This is a genomic window from Nocardia fodinahabitans, assembly GCF_052983615.1.
Map to the genome: position 1 here is coordinate 3,021,728 of NZ_JBRJJC010000001.1, position 13,612 is coordinate 3,035,339.

15 protein-coding genes and 1 tRNA gene are annotated in these 13,612 nt (G+C 68.2%); 9 read left to right on the top strand and 7 right to left on the bottom strand.

Features of this window, described 5'->3' with window-relative positions:
* Window positions 1–19: 19 nt before the first annotated feature.
* Window positions 20–493, bottom strand: a complete 474-nt coding sequence (locus NV348_RS14150; protein ID WP_447147357.1) for a hypothetical protein — start codon at window positions 491–493, stop codon at window positions 20–22.
* A 296-nt stretch (window positions 494–789) separates the two neighbouring features.
* Here NV348_RS14150 and NV348_RS14155 point away from each other — a divergent pair.
* A tRNA-Gly gene (locus NV348_RS14155) sits at window positions 790–863 on the top strand.
* Between the two features lie 61 nt (window positions 864–924).
* Here the strand turns inward: NV348_RS14155 and NV348_RS14160 are convergent.
* Both NV348_RS14160 and NV348_RS14165 read right to left on the bottom strand, forming a co-directional pair.
* Window positions 925–1,515 carry a DUF2199 domain-containing protein gene (locus NV348_RS14160; RefSeq protein ID WP_447147358.1) on the bottom strand — a complete coding sequence of 197 codons (591 nt, stop codon included), beginning with the start codon at window positions 1,513–1,515 and terminating at the stop codon, window positions 925–927.
* A 132-nt stretch (window positions 1,516–1,647) separates the two neighbouring features.
* Window positions 1,648–1,965: a hypothetical protein gene (locus tag NV348_RS14165; RefSeq protein ID WP_447147359.1), complete on the bottom strand. Its 318-nt coding sequence runs from the start codon at window positions 1,963–1,965 to the stop codon at window positions 1,648–1,650.
* Between the two features lie 125 nt (window positions 1,966–2,090).
* Between NV348_RS14165 and NV348_RS14170 the strand changes: the two genes are divergently transcribed.
* The 3 genes from NV348_RS14170 (at window position 2,091) to NV348_RS14180 (ending at window position 4,828) form a co-directional block, all read left to right on the top strand.
* On the top strand, window positions 2,091–2,837 hold the full coding sequence (locus NV348_RS14170; RefSeq protein ID WP_447147360.1) for a crotonase/enoyl-CoA hydratase family protein: 747 nt from the start codon (window positions 2,091–2,093) through the stop codon (window positions 2,835–2,837).
* A gap of 171 nt (window positions 2,838–3,008) precedes the next feature.
* Complete coding sequence (locus tag NV348_RS14175) at window positions 3,009–4,115, top strand: glycoside hydrolase family 183 protein (RefSeq protein ID WP_447147361.1); 1,107 nt, start codon at window positions 3,009–3,011, stop codon at window positions 4,113–4,115.
* A gap of 23 nt (window positions 4,116–4,138) precedes the next feature.
* On the top strand, window positions 4,139–4,828 hold the full coding sequence (locus tag NV348_RS14180) for a class I SAM-dependent methyltransferase (RefSeq protein ID WP_447147362.1): 690 nt from the start codon (window positions 4,139–4,141) through the stop codon (window positions 4,826–4,828).
* Here the strand turns inward: NV348_RS14180 and NV348_RS14185 are convergent.
* Both NV348_RS14185 and NV348_RS14190 read right to left on the bottom strand, forming a co-directional pair.
* Entirely contained in the window at window positions 4,808–5,272 is a 465-nt protein-coding gene (locus NV348_RS14185; protein ID WP_447147363.1) for a flavodoxin family protein, read from the bottom strand. The genes NV348_RS14180 and NV348_RS14185 overlap by 21 nt on opposite strands.
* Before the next feature lie 41 nt (window positions 5,273–5,313).
* Window positions 5,314–5,907, bottom strand: coding sequence for an alpha/beta hydrolase family protein (locus tag NV348_RS14190; RefSeq protein WP_447147364.1), 594 nt, complete (start codon window positions 5,905–5,907; stop codon window positions 5,314–5,316).
* Window positions 5,908–6,139: 232 nt separating this feature from the next.
* Here NV348_RS14190 and NV348_RS14195 point away from each other — a divergent pair, with 232 nt between their 5' ends.
* A complete protein-coding gene (locus NV348_RS14195) occupies window positions 6,140–7,975 on the top strand; it encodes an acyl-CoA dehydrogenase (protein ID WP_447151035.1) in 1,836 nt (611 codons plus the stop codon).
* A gap of 174 nt (window positions 7,976–8,149) precedes the next feature.
* Here NV348_RS14195 and NV348_RS14200 read toward each other — a convergent pair whose 3' ends face one another.
* On the bottom strand, window positions 8,150–9,283 hold the full coding sequence (locus NV348_RS14200; protein WP_447147365.1) for a response regulator transcription factor: 1,134 nt from the start codon (window positions 9,281–9,283) through the stop codon (window positions 8,150–8,152).
* Between the two features lie 113 nt (window positions 9,284–9,396).
* On the opposite strand from NV348_RS14200, the gene NV348_RS14205 reads away from it, so the two are divergent.
* The 3 genes from NV348_RS14205 (at window position 9,397) to NV348_RS14215 (ending at window position 11,916) form a co-directional block, all read left to right on the top strand.
* Window positions 9,397–9,729: a Rid family hydrolase gene (locus NV348_RS14205; RefSeq protein ID WP_447147366.1), complete on the top strand. Its 333-nt coding sequence runs from the start codon at window positions 9,397–9,399 to the stop codon at window positions 9,727–9,729.
* Window positions 9,726–11,069 (top strand): FAD-binding oxidoreductase, encoded by a 1,344-nt coding sequence (locus NV348_RS14210; RefSeq protein ID WP_447147367.1) that lies wholly within the window; start codon window positions 9,726–9,728, stop codon window positions 11,067–11,069. The genes NV348_RS14205 and NV348_RS14210 overlap by 4 nt, the downstream gene beginning before the upstream one ends.
* A 133-nt stretch (window positions 11,070–11,202) precedes the next feature.
* Window positions 11,203–11,916: a helix-turn-helix domain-containing protein gene (locus tag NV348_RS14215; RefSeq protein WP_447147368.1), complete on the top strand. Its 714-nt coding sequence runs from the start codon at window positions 11,203–11,205 to the stop codon at window positions 11,914–11,916.
* A gap of 399 nt (window positions 11,917–12,315) precedes the next feature.
* Here NV348_RS14215 and NV348_RS14220 read toward each other — a convergent pair whose 3' ends face one another.
* Entirely contained in the window at window positions 12,316–12,858 is a 543-nt protein-coding gene (locus tag NV348_RS14220; protein ID WP_447147369.1) for a hypothetical protein, read from the bottom strand.
* 55 nt (window positions 12,859–12,913) lie between these two features.
* On the opposite strand from NV348_RS14220, the gene NV348_RS14225 reads away from it, so the two are divergent.
* Window positions 12,914–13,327, top strand: a complete 414-nt coding sequence (locus NV348_RS14225; protein WP_447147370.1) for a hypothetical protein — start codon at window positions 12,914–12,916, stop codon at window positions 13,325–13,327.
* Window positions 13,328–13,612 lie beyond the last annotated feature (285 nt).

Sequence of the window (13,612 nt, forward strand, 5' to 3'; positions counted from 1 at the left end):
GGCCGGTATCCGCCGGGGGCTACTGCGTCGGCTGCACGATGCCGCCGGGCCCGCTCGGCGGCGCCTGCGTCGTCGGGTTGACGATGTCGCCCGGCCCGGTCGGCGGGAGCGTGGTGGTCGGGTTGACGATGTCGCCGGGCCCGCTCGGCGGCGCCGGGCTGGTGGTCTCGACCGGCGGGGTGGTCTCGCCGCCCCCGTCCGGCCCGGCCCCGTGATTCGGGTTGGTGCAGATCGTGCCCTCGCACGGCACCCAGGTCCCGTCCCCGTTCGGGTTGGGCATCATGTTCGGCGGCATCGTCGCCGGGGGCTGATGCCCCGGGTCGCCGTAGCCCGGGGCGTGCTCGGCCGAACCGGTGGTCGTCGTCGCCGTCGCGCTGGTGGTCGTCGTGGCCTTGCTGGTGGTGGTCCCGGTCTCGGACCCGGAGTCGTCCGAGCACCCCGCCCCGAGCACGGCCAGCGCCGCGATCACCGAAACGAACAGAACCCGCTTCATTCAGTCAGCCTTTCGTCGTCCCGGCCCCACCCGACCCGGCGACACCGAGCCGAAACCTCGAACCGGAGAACCTGTTACGCCGCGCACCGCGGCCCGCCCGACCCCGCACAACACGCTGACCAACTGTGCGAACCCGTCGACGCACTGTAGAACGACCCCACCGATCCGGCCCCGGATCCACCCGCCCACCCGTCAACACCGGTCGACGCCCCACCCGCCCCAACCCGGCCGCGACAAAGAGTTGACCGGCACACGAACCGGTCTGATAGAGTCGCGAACGCGCTCGATGAACGCACGCCGATGTAGTTCAATGGTAGAACTTCTGCTTCCCAAGCAGACAGCGCGGGTTCGATTCCCGTCATCGGCTCCAGCACGAAAGCCCCCAGGTCAACCGGGGGCTTTCGTCGTTTCAGTCGGTCTTGCCCGAGCACTCAGGAAGGGCCTCCGTGCCCCAGCGCCGGGTTCGTGTGCAGGATTTGTTCGGCTATCCATTGAACCCGGGCTGAGGTGATCCCGGTTCGCTGCTCGACAGCCAGTGGATGATCGGTGGGTTCCAGTTCCACGAGTGGCCGGTCGCCGATGGGCTGGGTATGCAGCTTGGTCTTCAGGTTCAAGGTGGTCGGTTCATACAGCGGCAGCACCGTGGACAACCACCCGAAGTACGGTGGCTCCTCGACTCTCTCGGGCTCGTCCCACAGCGCCGACATCCTCTCGAAGCCGGCTTCACTGACAGATACCCAGACGCCCCAGTCGAATTCGGTGTCGAGGTCGATGATCGGAATGACCAGCCGTGCCCGTACGAAGAAGTGCGATCCCGCGATCACGCATTGTTCTTCACCGAGCACACTGCCGGGCTGATCCGCGGCGTCGGTGTTCCAGTACGCGGGAGCCGGCGTGCCGTAGCTGAGCGGAGGCCCGTCGTGCGGTTCGGCACAGCGAGAGCAGGTGTAAGTGGAGCCGCCTATCACGCCCGAAGGGTACCGACGCAATTCGAGTGCGCTGTCATCGACATGAGCGGACATTCGACGGCGACCAGCTCGTGTCGGCGATTCTCGCCGTTGTCATGGCGACTCCTGTCGTCGGCGTTTCCAGTGCAACACCGGCGTGCGGACCCGACGAGGGTTCGAATCGCCGCGATCGCTACGGCCTGCGGCTCAGCGGCCCAGGTGCACGCAGTTCTCCGCGATCTCGGACTGCGCGGCGCCCACCTTGGCGGCGTCGTCCTTGCCGAGCAGCTTCGCCGGATCGCCGGACTGCGCGTTGGACACCATCACCCGCAGCCCGTCCTGCGACATCCCCGAATCGAGGAAGACCTGCGCCGCGCAGTCGGCCAGCTCGGGGTTGGTCAACCCCTTGTCCTGCAACGACTTCGACAGCTCCGCCTGGGTGACCGCGGGCGCCTCGTCGCCACTTCCGCACGCAGATAGCACCGGCACTGTGATCAGCGCCGCGGCGAGCAAACAGATCCGCACTCTCGAGTCCTCTCGATCGCTGCGCATCGGCCGATGCGCAGCCGTGGAGGATCATGCCGCACCGCCGCCGTCAGAGCCACACCGTCCCACCCACCTGAGAACTGACTCCCGAGTAAGGTGGGCCCATGGGAGACCACATCACCATCCGCTTCGAGAGCGACCGCGCATATATCGCCCTGAACCGGCCGGGCAAACACAACGGACTGACGCTGGAAATGCTCCGCGATCTCGTCGCCGCGGCGCGAAAAGTGGCCGAGCACAATGAAACCCGGGTCGTCATCGTCAGCGGTAACGGTCCGAGTTTCAGTAGTGGACTCGATATCGCGGCAGCCACCCGCGATCCGCTGGCTATCGTCCGGGAGTTTCTCCCGCGACCATGGCGTGGCACGAATACTTTTCAGGAAGCCTGCTGGGCCTGGCGCCGCCTCAACGTGCCGGTGATCGCCGTGGTGCACGGCCGCTGCTACGGCGGCGGCCTCCAGCTCGCGCTGGCCGCCGACTTCCGCATCGTCGCGCCGACGGCGGAGTTCTCGGTGATGGAGACCGCCCACGGCCTGATTCCGGACATGTCGGGCGTCGCCACGTTGTCGCAGCTCATCGGCATAGACCAGGCCATGCTGCTGACCATGACCGCCGACCAGATCGACGCCGCCCAGGCCGCCCGGATCGGCCTGGTCACCGAGGTCGCCGACGACCCGCAGGCCGCGGCCGCCGCCCTCGCCGACCGGATCACGGCCCGCGATCCGCGGGCGGTCGCCGCCGCCAAGCGCCTCTTCGACCGGTCCTGGCAGCGGAATTCCCGCGCGACGTTCGCCGCCGAACGCGCGGCCCAGGTGCCATTGCTCCTGCGCAAGGCCCTGAATCGCAGCTAGTGGCAGGCAACTGATCATTTGTTCATGCCGACCCACTAGTCGATGTACCCCACGTCACTCCGATCGACTGTTAGCATCTCTGCGATTCGCCCAATAGTCGAAATGTGGTCCGCGACACAGGTGAACTTGCGCGGGCTCGATTTTCGGCGTGACCCGGAGGCTCCGACGACCGTGAAGAAGACCGGTTCCATCCTGCTTGCCGCGTTCGCCGGAGCCACGGCCATGCTGGTGAGCGGAGCGACGCCCGCCGTGGCGAATCCCAACGCCATCAACCCCATCCCGGTGCTCAACGGAACCAACGGCCTGCCCGCCCTGCACGGGCGCACGCAGGCCGTCTTCCAGGTCACCGGCATGGCGAGCCCGAACAACACCCAGAACTACAACGTCCTCGGCACCGACCTCGGGATCATGTGGGACAACGGCCGCGGCGAGATGCTGACCGCCTTCGGCGACACCGCCGGCATCGGCTTCCCGAACCTGCTGGCGGGCAGCACCTGGGCGTGGCGCTCGAACATCCTGGTCCGTAGCCACACCAAGGACCCCTCGGGCGGCGTCTTCTTCGACAGCGTCGTGCGCGATGTCGTCGGCCAGGCGCGCGATCTCATCCCCAGCCCGAAGATCCCGTTCCTGGAGATCAGCCGCATCCCGACCGCGGGCATCTCGGCCAACGGCGTGCAGTACCTGTCGATGATGTCGGTGAAGACCTGGGACGCCCCCGGCGAGTGGACCACCAGCTTCTCCGGCCTGGCCGCCTCCGCCGACAACGGCGAGACCTGGGCCGACCTCGGCCACACCCGTCGCCCCGACGAGGGCGGCAACGCCAACTTCCAGATGAACGCCTTCCTCAAGGACGGCGGTTTCGTCTACGAGTACGGCACCCGTTCGGGCCGCAACAACGACGCCTTCGTCGCCCGCGTGCCGGAAGGCCAGATCGAGAATCTGGGCGCGTACGAGTACTGGGACGGCAGCGGGTGGAAGCTCAACGACGTCAACGCGGCCGCGCCCATCATGGGCGGCGTCGGCGAGCTGTCGGTGATGTACAACGAGTACCTCGGCCAGTTCGTCTCGCTGACCACCGACCCGTTCAACTCCGTGGTCATGCGCCGCGCGTCGTCGCCCGAGGGCCCGTGGAGCGCGCCGGAGGTGCTGATCGACGCCCGCGAGCTCCCCACCGCCTACGCGCCGTCGATCTTCCCGTACCAGACCGGCCGCGACCTCTACTTCATGACGACCATCCACACCCAGTACAACGTCGTCCTGATGCGCACCCGGCTGTAGCGCCGCCCCCATAGACTGGCGGCATGGACGCGGCGGAATGGGACGCTAGGTATGCCCATAGTGAATTGATCTGGGGCGCACCGCCGAACAGCACGGTGGTCGAGTACGTCTACGGCCTCGATCGCCGGATCCAGCTGCGACCCGACGAACCCGGCGGCACCCCGCCCGCGCTGCCTCGCGCGCTCGACCTGGCCTGCGGCGAGGGCCGCCACGCCCTGTGGCTGGCCACGCACGGCTGGCAGATCGACGCCGTCGACTTCTCCCAGGTGGGCATCGACAAGGGCCGCACGGTCGCGGCCCGGCTGTCCCGTTCGGTGCGCTCACGGGTGAACTGGCAGTGCGCCGACATCACCGACCTGGCTGGCGCGGGCATCACCGGACCGTACGAGCTGATCCTGATGGTCTTCGTGCACCTACCGGCCGAGCAGCGCGGCGCCCTGCTGCGCGAACTCGCCGGCATGCTCTCCCCCGGCGGCGTGCTGCTCGTGCTCGGTCACGACACCAGGAACCTGACCGACGGCTACGGCGGCCCGCAGGACCCGGCCATCCTGTTCACCCCCGACGACATCCGCGCCGAGCTGGGCGCCGCGGGCGAGCACATCACCATCCGCATCGCGGATGCCGTGCTGCGCCCTACCGAGGGGCCCGACGCGATCGACGCGCTGGTCCTGGCCGAACGGGACCTGCCGGAATCAGGCGAACCGGCCGCGTAGCTGCTCGGCGAAACCCTGCGCCGAGATCAGATCGTCGGCGCTGGGGCGGCCCTTGTTCAGCCCGCCGACCAGTGCCAGCGGACCCATCGTGTCGAGGCCGCGGCAGGCGAACCCACCCACCACCTCGAAGCCCTTGTCGGCGAGCTGGTCGCCGAGATTGCGCAGGTAGGGGCGGAATCGCGGCTCAGGCAGCCCGCTGGTGGCGAAGACGAACGCCTCGCGCCCCTGCCCGGCGGGCAGTGCGTCGACGAACTCGCGCAGCCGTGCGTCCAGAGCCATCCAGTACACCCCCGACCCGAAACCGACGAGGTCGTAGCCGGCGAGGTCGGCCGCGCCGATCTCCGCCGGGTCGACCACCCGCGCGTCGAGCACCGACCCGATGGTGTCGGCGACCTTCCTGGTGTTGCCGTGCGACTTGGACGTGCAGACGATGAGCGCCTTCATTACTGCCCCTGCCTCGATCGAAGCGTGCTTGCGGCGAAAGCCTAGCGCCAGCGGGCGAACCAGGGTTCGACTGTCGCGGCGATCACGTCGAACCCGGTGCGGAACGAATGCGCCTGCTTGGGGATCACTTTCACCTCCGCGGCATCGGCGGGATCGGGCACCCCGAACGGGTCGCTGCCGCCGTTGATCACCACGACCTCGATGTCGCCGGTCGCGAGCAGCTCCGCGCGCCTGCTCTTGTCCGGCTTCCCCGGCGGATGCAACGGGAACGACAGCGCGATCACCCCGCGCGCGCCGACGGCGACGGCGGTGCGACACGCCACCCGCGCCCCGTTGCTGCGACCCCCCTGAACAACCGGGACCCCGGCAAACCGGGCCCGCAGCGCGGCGACGATCTCGAGCCAGGCCTCGTCCTGCTTGTCCGCCGACCCCGGCGCCCGCCGCCCGGCCACCCGGTACGGCTGCCGCACCCTGGCCACCGCGCCACCGGACGCTATCGCCGAATCACGTACTGCCAGAATGTCTTTCGCATCGACACCGCCACCGGCGCCGTGCGTGATCACCAGCAGGAAAGCGGGGTCGGCGACCTCGTCGAGCTCGACTTCGGCGGGTCCGGCACTCGTCTCGATGCGCACACCTCACGGTAGCCCCGCCGCCGCGGCGAGCAACGTTTCGGCGGCAGTGCGTGTTTTTCACATCACATTGCCCCCAGCCCCTTTGCCGAGACGATTACCCACCGGTAATATGGTGCATAAGTTACCCGCGAGTAGCATGCGGAAAACCGGTAAGGCTACCCCGGTGGACGTCACAGGGCGGGAACGGCGCACAACCGACCGCACCAGAACTCAACGGAGAGTGAGTACTCACATGGGCCACTACAAGGCAAACGTTCGCGACCTCGAGTTCAACCTCTTCGAGGTCCTCGGGATCGACAAGCTGCTCGATGCGGGCACCTTCGGTGACCTCGACACCGACACCGTCAAGGAAATGCTCTCCGAGGTCCGTCGCCTGGCCGAGGGCCCGCTGGCCGAGTCGTTCGCCGACGCGGACCGCAACCCGCCCACCTTCGACCCGAACACCCACGCGGTCACCCTGCCCGAGTCCTTCAAGAAGTCCTACAAGGCGCTCGAAGAGGGCGAGTGGGCCAAGGTCGGCGTCGTCGAGGAGCTCGGCGGCCTGAACGCCCCGTCCGCCATCACCTGGGCGCTGTCGGAGATGGTGCTCGGCGCCAACCCGCCCGTCCAGATGTACGCCGCCGGCGCGGGCTTCGCGCAGGTCTTCTTCAACAACGGCACCGACGAGCAGAAGCAGTGGGCCGCCAAGATCGCCGACCGCAACTGGGGCGCCACCATGGTGCTGACCGAGCCCGATGCCGGCTCCGACGTCGGCGCGGGCCGCACCAAGGCGATCAAGCAGGAAGACGGCTCGTGGCACATCGAGGGCGTCAAGCGCTTCATCACCTCGGGTGACTCCGACGACCTGTTCGAGAACATCATGCACCTGGTGCTGGCTCGCCCCGAGGGCGCCGGCCCGGGCACCAAGGGTCTGTCGCTGTTCTACGTCCCGAAGATCCACTTCGACTTCGAGACCGAGACCTACGGTGACCGCAACGGCGTGTTCGTCACCAACGTCGAGCACAAGATGGGCATCAAGGCCTCGGCCACCTGTGAGGTCACCTTCGGCGGCCACGGCGTGCCCGCCAAGGGCTGGCTGGTCGGCGAGATCCACAACGGCATCGCGCAGATGTTCGACGTCATCGAGAACGCCCGCATGATGGTCGGCACCAAGGCCATCGCGACCCTGTCGACCGGTTACCTGAACGCGCTGGAGTACGCCAAGACCCGCGTCCAGGGCGCCGACCTGACCCAGATGACCGACAAGGCCGCGCCCCGCGTGACCATCACCCACCACCCGGACGTGCGTCGTTCGCTGGCCATGCAGAAGGCGTACGCCGAGGGCCTGCGCGCGATCTACCTCTACACCGCCGCCCACCAGACCGAAGAGATCGCCGCCGCGGTCTCGGGTGCCGATAAGGACGTCGCGTTCCGCGTGAACGACCTGCTGCTCCCGATCGTCAAGGGTGTCGGCTCCGAGCGCGCCTACCAGTACCTGACCGACTCGCTGCAGACCTTCGGTGGCTCCGGCTTCCTGCAGGACTACCCGATCGAGCAGTACATCCGCGACGCCAAGATCGACTCGCTCTACGAGGGCACCACCGCCATCCAGGCGCAGGACTTCTTCTTCCGCAAGATCGCCCGCGACCGCGGCGTGGCCCTGGCCCACGTGGCAGGCCAGATCCAGAAGTTCATCGACGCCGACTCCGCCAACGAGCGCATCAAGGGCGAGCGCAAGCTGCTCGCCACCGCGCTCGAGGACGTCCAGACCATGGCCGCCACCCTGACCGGCCACCTGATGGGCGCCCAGGAGCAGCCGACCGAGCTCTACAAGGTCGGCCTGGGTTCGGTCCGCTTCCTGATGTCCGTCGGCGACCTGTTCATCGGCTGGCAGCTGCTGCAGCAGGCCGAGATCGCCCTCGCGGCCCTGGACAACGGCGCCACCGGCTCCGACGTCGCCTTCTACACCGGCAAGGTCGCCTCGGCGCAGTTCTTCGCCCGCAACGTCCTGCCGGAGCTGACCGCCACCCGCGCGATCCTGGCCAACCTGGACAACGACATCATGGAACTGGACGAAGCCGCCTTCTAGCTCGCCTCTCCGCGTATTCCGGCCGGACTCAGGTGGGTCTCGAGCCGGGTACGCGGCCGGCGGGAAGGCGCGTGGGGAGTTAGCCGGTTCCCGGCGAGTTACCCATGTTCTTTCGAAACCAGTTGGACGGTCCGGAGTTTTCGAACTCCGGACCGTTCGTCGTTCGCGGGCTCGCTAGCGGGTGAACCAGCCCGAGGGGCCGACTTCGGTGCCCATGCGGGGGACGTACTGGTCGAAGTACACGCGGGCGATGAGTTCGCGACGGCTGCGCACGCCGGCCTTGTCGAAGATCGACTTGAGGTGGTCCTGGACCGTATAGGCCGAGACATGCAGGGCCGCGGCGATTTCCTTCGTCTCGACGCCCTGGAGGACCAATCTGGTCACGTCGTGTTCGCGCGGGGTCAGCCCGAATGCCGCGACGACGAGTGCGACGATCTCGGGTGGGCGCGCCTCCTCGATGGTGACGACGACATCGCCGACGGCGCCGTCGGGGCCCGCCAGCGGTGAAGCGTGCAGCACCAGCCATACACCGGACGGCGTGCGCACCCGCGCCGTCGGCAGCGGGGCGCCGGGCGTGCCGAGCATCCGGCGCGCCGCGCTCACCAGCGAGATCACCACGCTGAGCGGGTCACCGCTGTGGGCCGAGGAGCGCAGCTGCGCGAGTCGCTCCTCGGCGCCGAGGCTGATCTGCAACACCTCGTCGTTCGCGCCGACGATCACGACCGCTGGGCCCGCGGTCTTCGCGCCCAGGTCACCGGAGCCGACGAACCGGGTGAGCATGCCTGCCCGCACTCCGCGAGCGAACGAGCCGGACAGCGAGGCGAGGTAGCCGATCTCGGCATCGGTGAACTTCGGGTCGTCGCTGCCACGGAACAGCGCCAGGCATCCCCACACGCCCGAACCGTCCCGGAACATCATCCGTGACTCGTCGGCGAAGCCGTAGATCGGGCGCATCAGCCGGGCCATCCGCTCACAGCGTTCGACCTCGTCGCCCATGGTCGCGTGCATGCCGATCGCCGGCTGGTCGGCGACCGCGAGCGAGCGGAACGATGTCTGGTCGTCGGTGCCGTACTCGATGGTGCCGAACAGCAGGTCGTGCTCGTTGTGCGCCACCAGCGCCCCGTATTTGCGCGCGCTCGTGAGCATCATCGTCGCCGGATCATGCGTGCCGACGCAGACGGCCACCGCGGGAACCGCGCGCCGCAGCGCATCGGTCGACTCCAGCAGGAAATCGTCGAGGTCGAGACCGGCGCGCGAGATGACGTCGAGATCGCTCCGCACGCGCTCGGGGAGGAGCCGACTGCGCATGCCATCAGTATGCGCGGCACACCATAGGTCGGCATATCCCAGGCGCCTGGGATACCCGATTCCCCTCCCGGTTGGGATAGCCGGTCCAGGGGATTCAGGGCGAATCTGGACGCGTGACCATCACCATCGAGACGACCTCCGTCGACGAGTCGGGCCGCCTCGTGCACGCCGAGGACGCCACGGCACAGCTGTGCCTGGCGTTCGAGCGCCTCGACTCGGCGCTGGCCGCGCGCGGGCTCGGTGCGTCATCGATCGTGCGTCTGCGGGTCCGCGCCCGCGCTCCCGCCGACGCCGCCGATCTCACCGACCTCGTCGCGGAATGGCTCGAAGGTGCCCAGGTACCGGTCGAGCTCGTCGATGTCGCGCACCTCGCGCTCCCCGGCTCTCTCGTCGAGCTCAGCGCACAGGTGATCCCCACTTCTCCCGATCCGAAGGACCGTTCATGAACCCGACCACGACCGCCCTGCGCGACCTCGCGCTTCTGCCCGGCGACCCCGGCTACGACGCGGCCTGCACCCCGTGGAACCTCGCCGTCCGGCAGCGGCCCGCCGCCGTCGCGGTGCCGCGCTCGGTCGACGAAGTCGTCGACCTCGTCCGGGCCGCCACCGCCCTCGGCCTGCGGATCGCGCCGCAGAGCACCGGGCACGGAGCCGCCGCCCTGGCCGGGCTCGAGGACGCAGTCCTGCTCCGGCTGCACGAACTCACCGGTGTCACCGTCGATCCGGTCGCCCGTCGCGCACGCGTCGTCGGCGGCACACTCTGGCGCGACGTCCTGGCGGCGACGGCACCGCACGGGCTCACCGCCCTGCACGGCAGCGCGGGCGATGTCGCGGTCGCCGGGTATCTGCTCGGCGGTGGCCTGTCCTTCTACGGCCGCGAGCACGGTCTGGCCAGCTCCGCCGTGCGTGCGATCGACCTGGTCACGGCCGATGGATCGCTCGTGCGGGCGACCGCCGAGGAACACCCCGACCTGTTCTGGGCGGTGCGCGGTGGCGGCGGCAGCTTCGGCGTCGTGGTGGCGATCGAGCTCGACCTGCTCCCGCTCGCCGACGTCTTCGCGGGCATGCTGCTGTGGGACATCGAGCGCGCGCCCGAGGTGCTGTCCGCGTGGCGGGACTGGACCGCCACGGTCCCCGAATCGGTCACCACCTCGGTGCGGCTCATGCGGTTTCCCCCGCGGCCCGAGCTGCCGCCGTTCCTGTCCGGGCGCAGTCTCGTGGTGATCGACGGCGCCGTGCTCGAAGCCGACGACCGCGCCGCCGAACTGCTCGCCCCACTGCGCGCGCTGGCCCCCGAACTCGACACCTTCGGCCGGATCCCCGCCGCCGCGCTGCTCGACGTGCACATGGACCCGCCCGGCCCGACCCCCGCGGTGAGCGATCACGCACTGCTCACGCACCTGCCGCAGGAGGCCGTCGAGGCCCTGCTCGCGGTGGCGGGCCCCGGCGTGCAGACCCCGCTCATGTTCGCCGAACTCCGTCATCTCGGCGGCGCGCTCGCCCGTCCCCAGGACGCCGCACTGTCCCACCTGGCCGGCGCGTACGCCCTGTTCGCGGTGTCGCCCGGGCCGACACAGGAGCTCGCCGCGCTCGGCGAGACCGTCACCACCGGCGTCGTCGCCGCCCTGCGGCCCTGGGCCGCCGAGACATCGTTCCTGAACTTCGCCGACCGCTTGATCGACCCGGCCACCGCCTTCGGCACCGCCGAATGGCAACGGCTCCAGCACATCCGCGACACCTACGATCCGGCCCGGATCTGGGTGGCCGCGCACGCCGTCGGGCAGTAGCCGACCCCTCGATGATGTCGCGCGGACGAGGGGTTCGCGCGACATCACTCGTGACCTGTTTTTCTGATCTCTCCCCACCAACCCGGCGTACCCTGGAAATTGCCGGCGGTCGGGGTGAGGCTCGGGGGTCGTGATGGGTGAAAGTACCGCGCTCAGTGTGTATTTGCGGGAGCGCCGGATGGCGGCGGGCCTCGCGCGGACCGAGCTGGCCGCACGGGCGCAGATGGCACCGTTGCTGATCAGCCAGATCGAGTCGGGTGCGCTGGTCCCGAATTCCCCCATGCTGCAGCGGCTTTTCGATTCCCTCGATGTGCCGCTGTGGTATCGCAAGCACATCCTCGTACTCGGCCTGCCCGCACTGGATTCCGGCACTCCGCCCGCCGCGCCCACGGCAGAGGATCTGACCGATCTGGCCAGTCTCACGCATCCGGCGTGCTTCCAGCGCTTCCCCACCATGGACATGCTCGCCGCGAATGCCGACTACCAGCGCCTGTTCCCCGGACTCGGCGCGGGCGTGAACGTGCTCGAATGGATGTTCCTCGACCCGGCGGCCAAGAAGGTATTCATCGATTGGACCACCGAGGCCCAACTACTGGTGCATGCGTTCCGCATGCTCGCCCCGCTGGCACCGACCCAGCGGATCACCGAGATCACCGAATCCTGCGGCCAGTCCACCGACTGGGACCCCATCTGGACCAGCGACGCCCGCCCCCAGGACATCGCCCGCCGCCACCTGCGGATCCGGGAACGCAGTACCGGCGTCGAACGCCGCATGCTGCTGCGAATCTACGACCCGGCCTTCCCGGCTCGCCCGTGGTGGCTCTACCGCCTGATTCCCGCCCGATAGACGAAAAGCGGCACCCGTCCAATCCGACGGGCGCCGCGAAAATCCAAGATAGCTCAGGCCGCCGACCCACTGGCAAACGCGAGGAGGATGGGCAGGATCTGGGCCAGGGTGTCGAACATATTCTCTCCTTCTAGACGAATACTGAGTTCTTATCACTGCAGAATTACGCGAAACATATTCCACATGAACGTGAGAAGAACTCATCGTCACTGGGCGCGCGGCCCCACTGTGCGACAGCCCGGTCCGATCGGAACTACTCCGTGGGCGTCTCGCCGGCCGAACCGCTGGTCAGCTGAGCAAGCAGCGCCGCGAGACCCTCCGCCGACCCGGTGCCCGGCTCCTCCTCGACGACCTCCTCGGTCTCCGAAGATCCGCTGGTCAGCGCGCTGAGCAGGGCGGTCAGATCGGCGGACCCGGTGCTGGGCGCCGGCTCCTCCGCGTTCGCCGCTCCGGCGCCGAGCACCGCGATGCCCGCCGCTTGCTGGAGGTGCCGTCGATACCGGCTTTACCACCCGCGAACGCCTCCAACCCGACGTCGGCCGAGGTCTTCTGTATCGGGAGCTTCCCTCCGGCCTCGGCAAGCAGACCTGCCTGCGCATTGATCATCATGTCGAGGTGGTCGGTCTGCCTGATCTGCGCGCCCACCCGCAGGCCCGCGGTAGCTTTCCCGCCGATCTCGATACCAGGCTTGCCTTGACCGAGGGTCCCCTCCACTCCGGCACCGATGGCGAGACCCGCCTTGTTCGTCCAGGGGCTTTCCGGAGTGCCACCCGATTTCGAGTAGAAGGTGCGGTTGAAGAAATCATGGCCGCCGATTCTGGCTCCGAACTCACCGCCGATCTTCGTCGACGGTTTCAATGCCGTTCCCGCATAGGGGCTTTCCCGCTCGCGGGTCGGGGCATAGCTCTTCTTCTCCGCCTTCTCTGGTAGTCGAAACGACACCCGCTGACCAACACAGCCCTTCCCAGACAGCTGCGACCGACGGTAGAATCCGACCGTGAACGACCGAAGTGCCTCTGCGCGAGCAGATTTGGAACAGCGCTTGCGTCTTGCGCTCACCGGCCTTCCAGACTTCAAGGTGCGGCAGGTCGGCCGCCGAGAGATACGGGTTTCCCGCCCGCACGACTACAAGCAAGAACGCACTCCGTATCGGTTCTCGCTGCTGGTCGATGTGAAGCGCGGCTACGTCGAAACCGTCGAATACTGGTCCACGGATGGCGATATGCCGCTACGGCGGGACCGCGCTCAGGAACAACCCGTCCGCGACCTGATCACGGCAGTGCTGGGCGAAGCGGGCTGGAAACAAGGTCGCGGCGTTGTCGGGTGGACCATCGTGGTGGTCAAAAAGGCTGCCTTGGCCGTGCTGCTGACGGCGATCGTGATACTGATATGCGTGCTTCTGGCGCGATGACTACCAGGTGCCCGCGTAGGTCAACGCGCGCTGGGACTCCCACGTCTTCGACTTCTGGAAGGCCGTATCCACATCTGGCGTCTGCAGATTGATCGTCGTCGACTGATCGACCGAGTCTCCGCCGGAGTTGACGGCACCGAGCGCTTTCGCCGGAATCGCTTGCTTCGCTACGGACCAGAATCTCCCTTGGCAATATCAGATATGATTGCGAGACCGGTCCTGACCGGCCCGAGCAGCTTTCCACCGAGACGACCCACCGGAGACCCAGCCGCCTTCACGATTGCG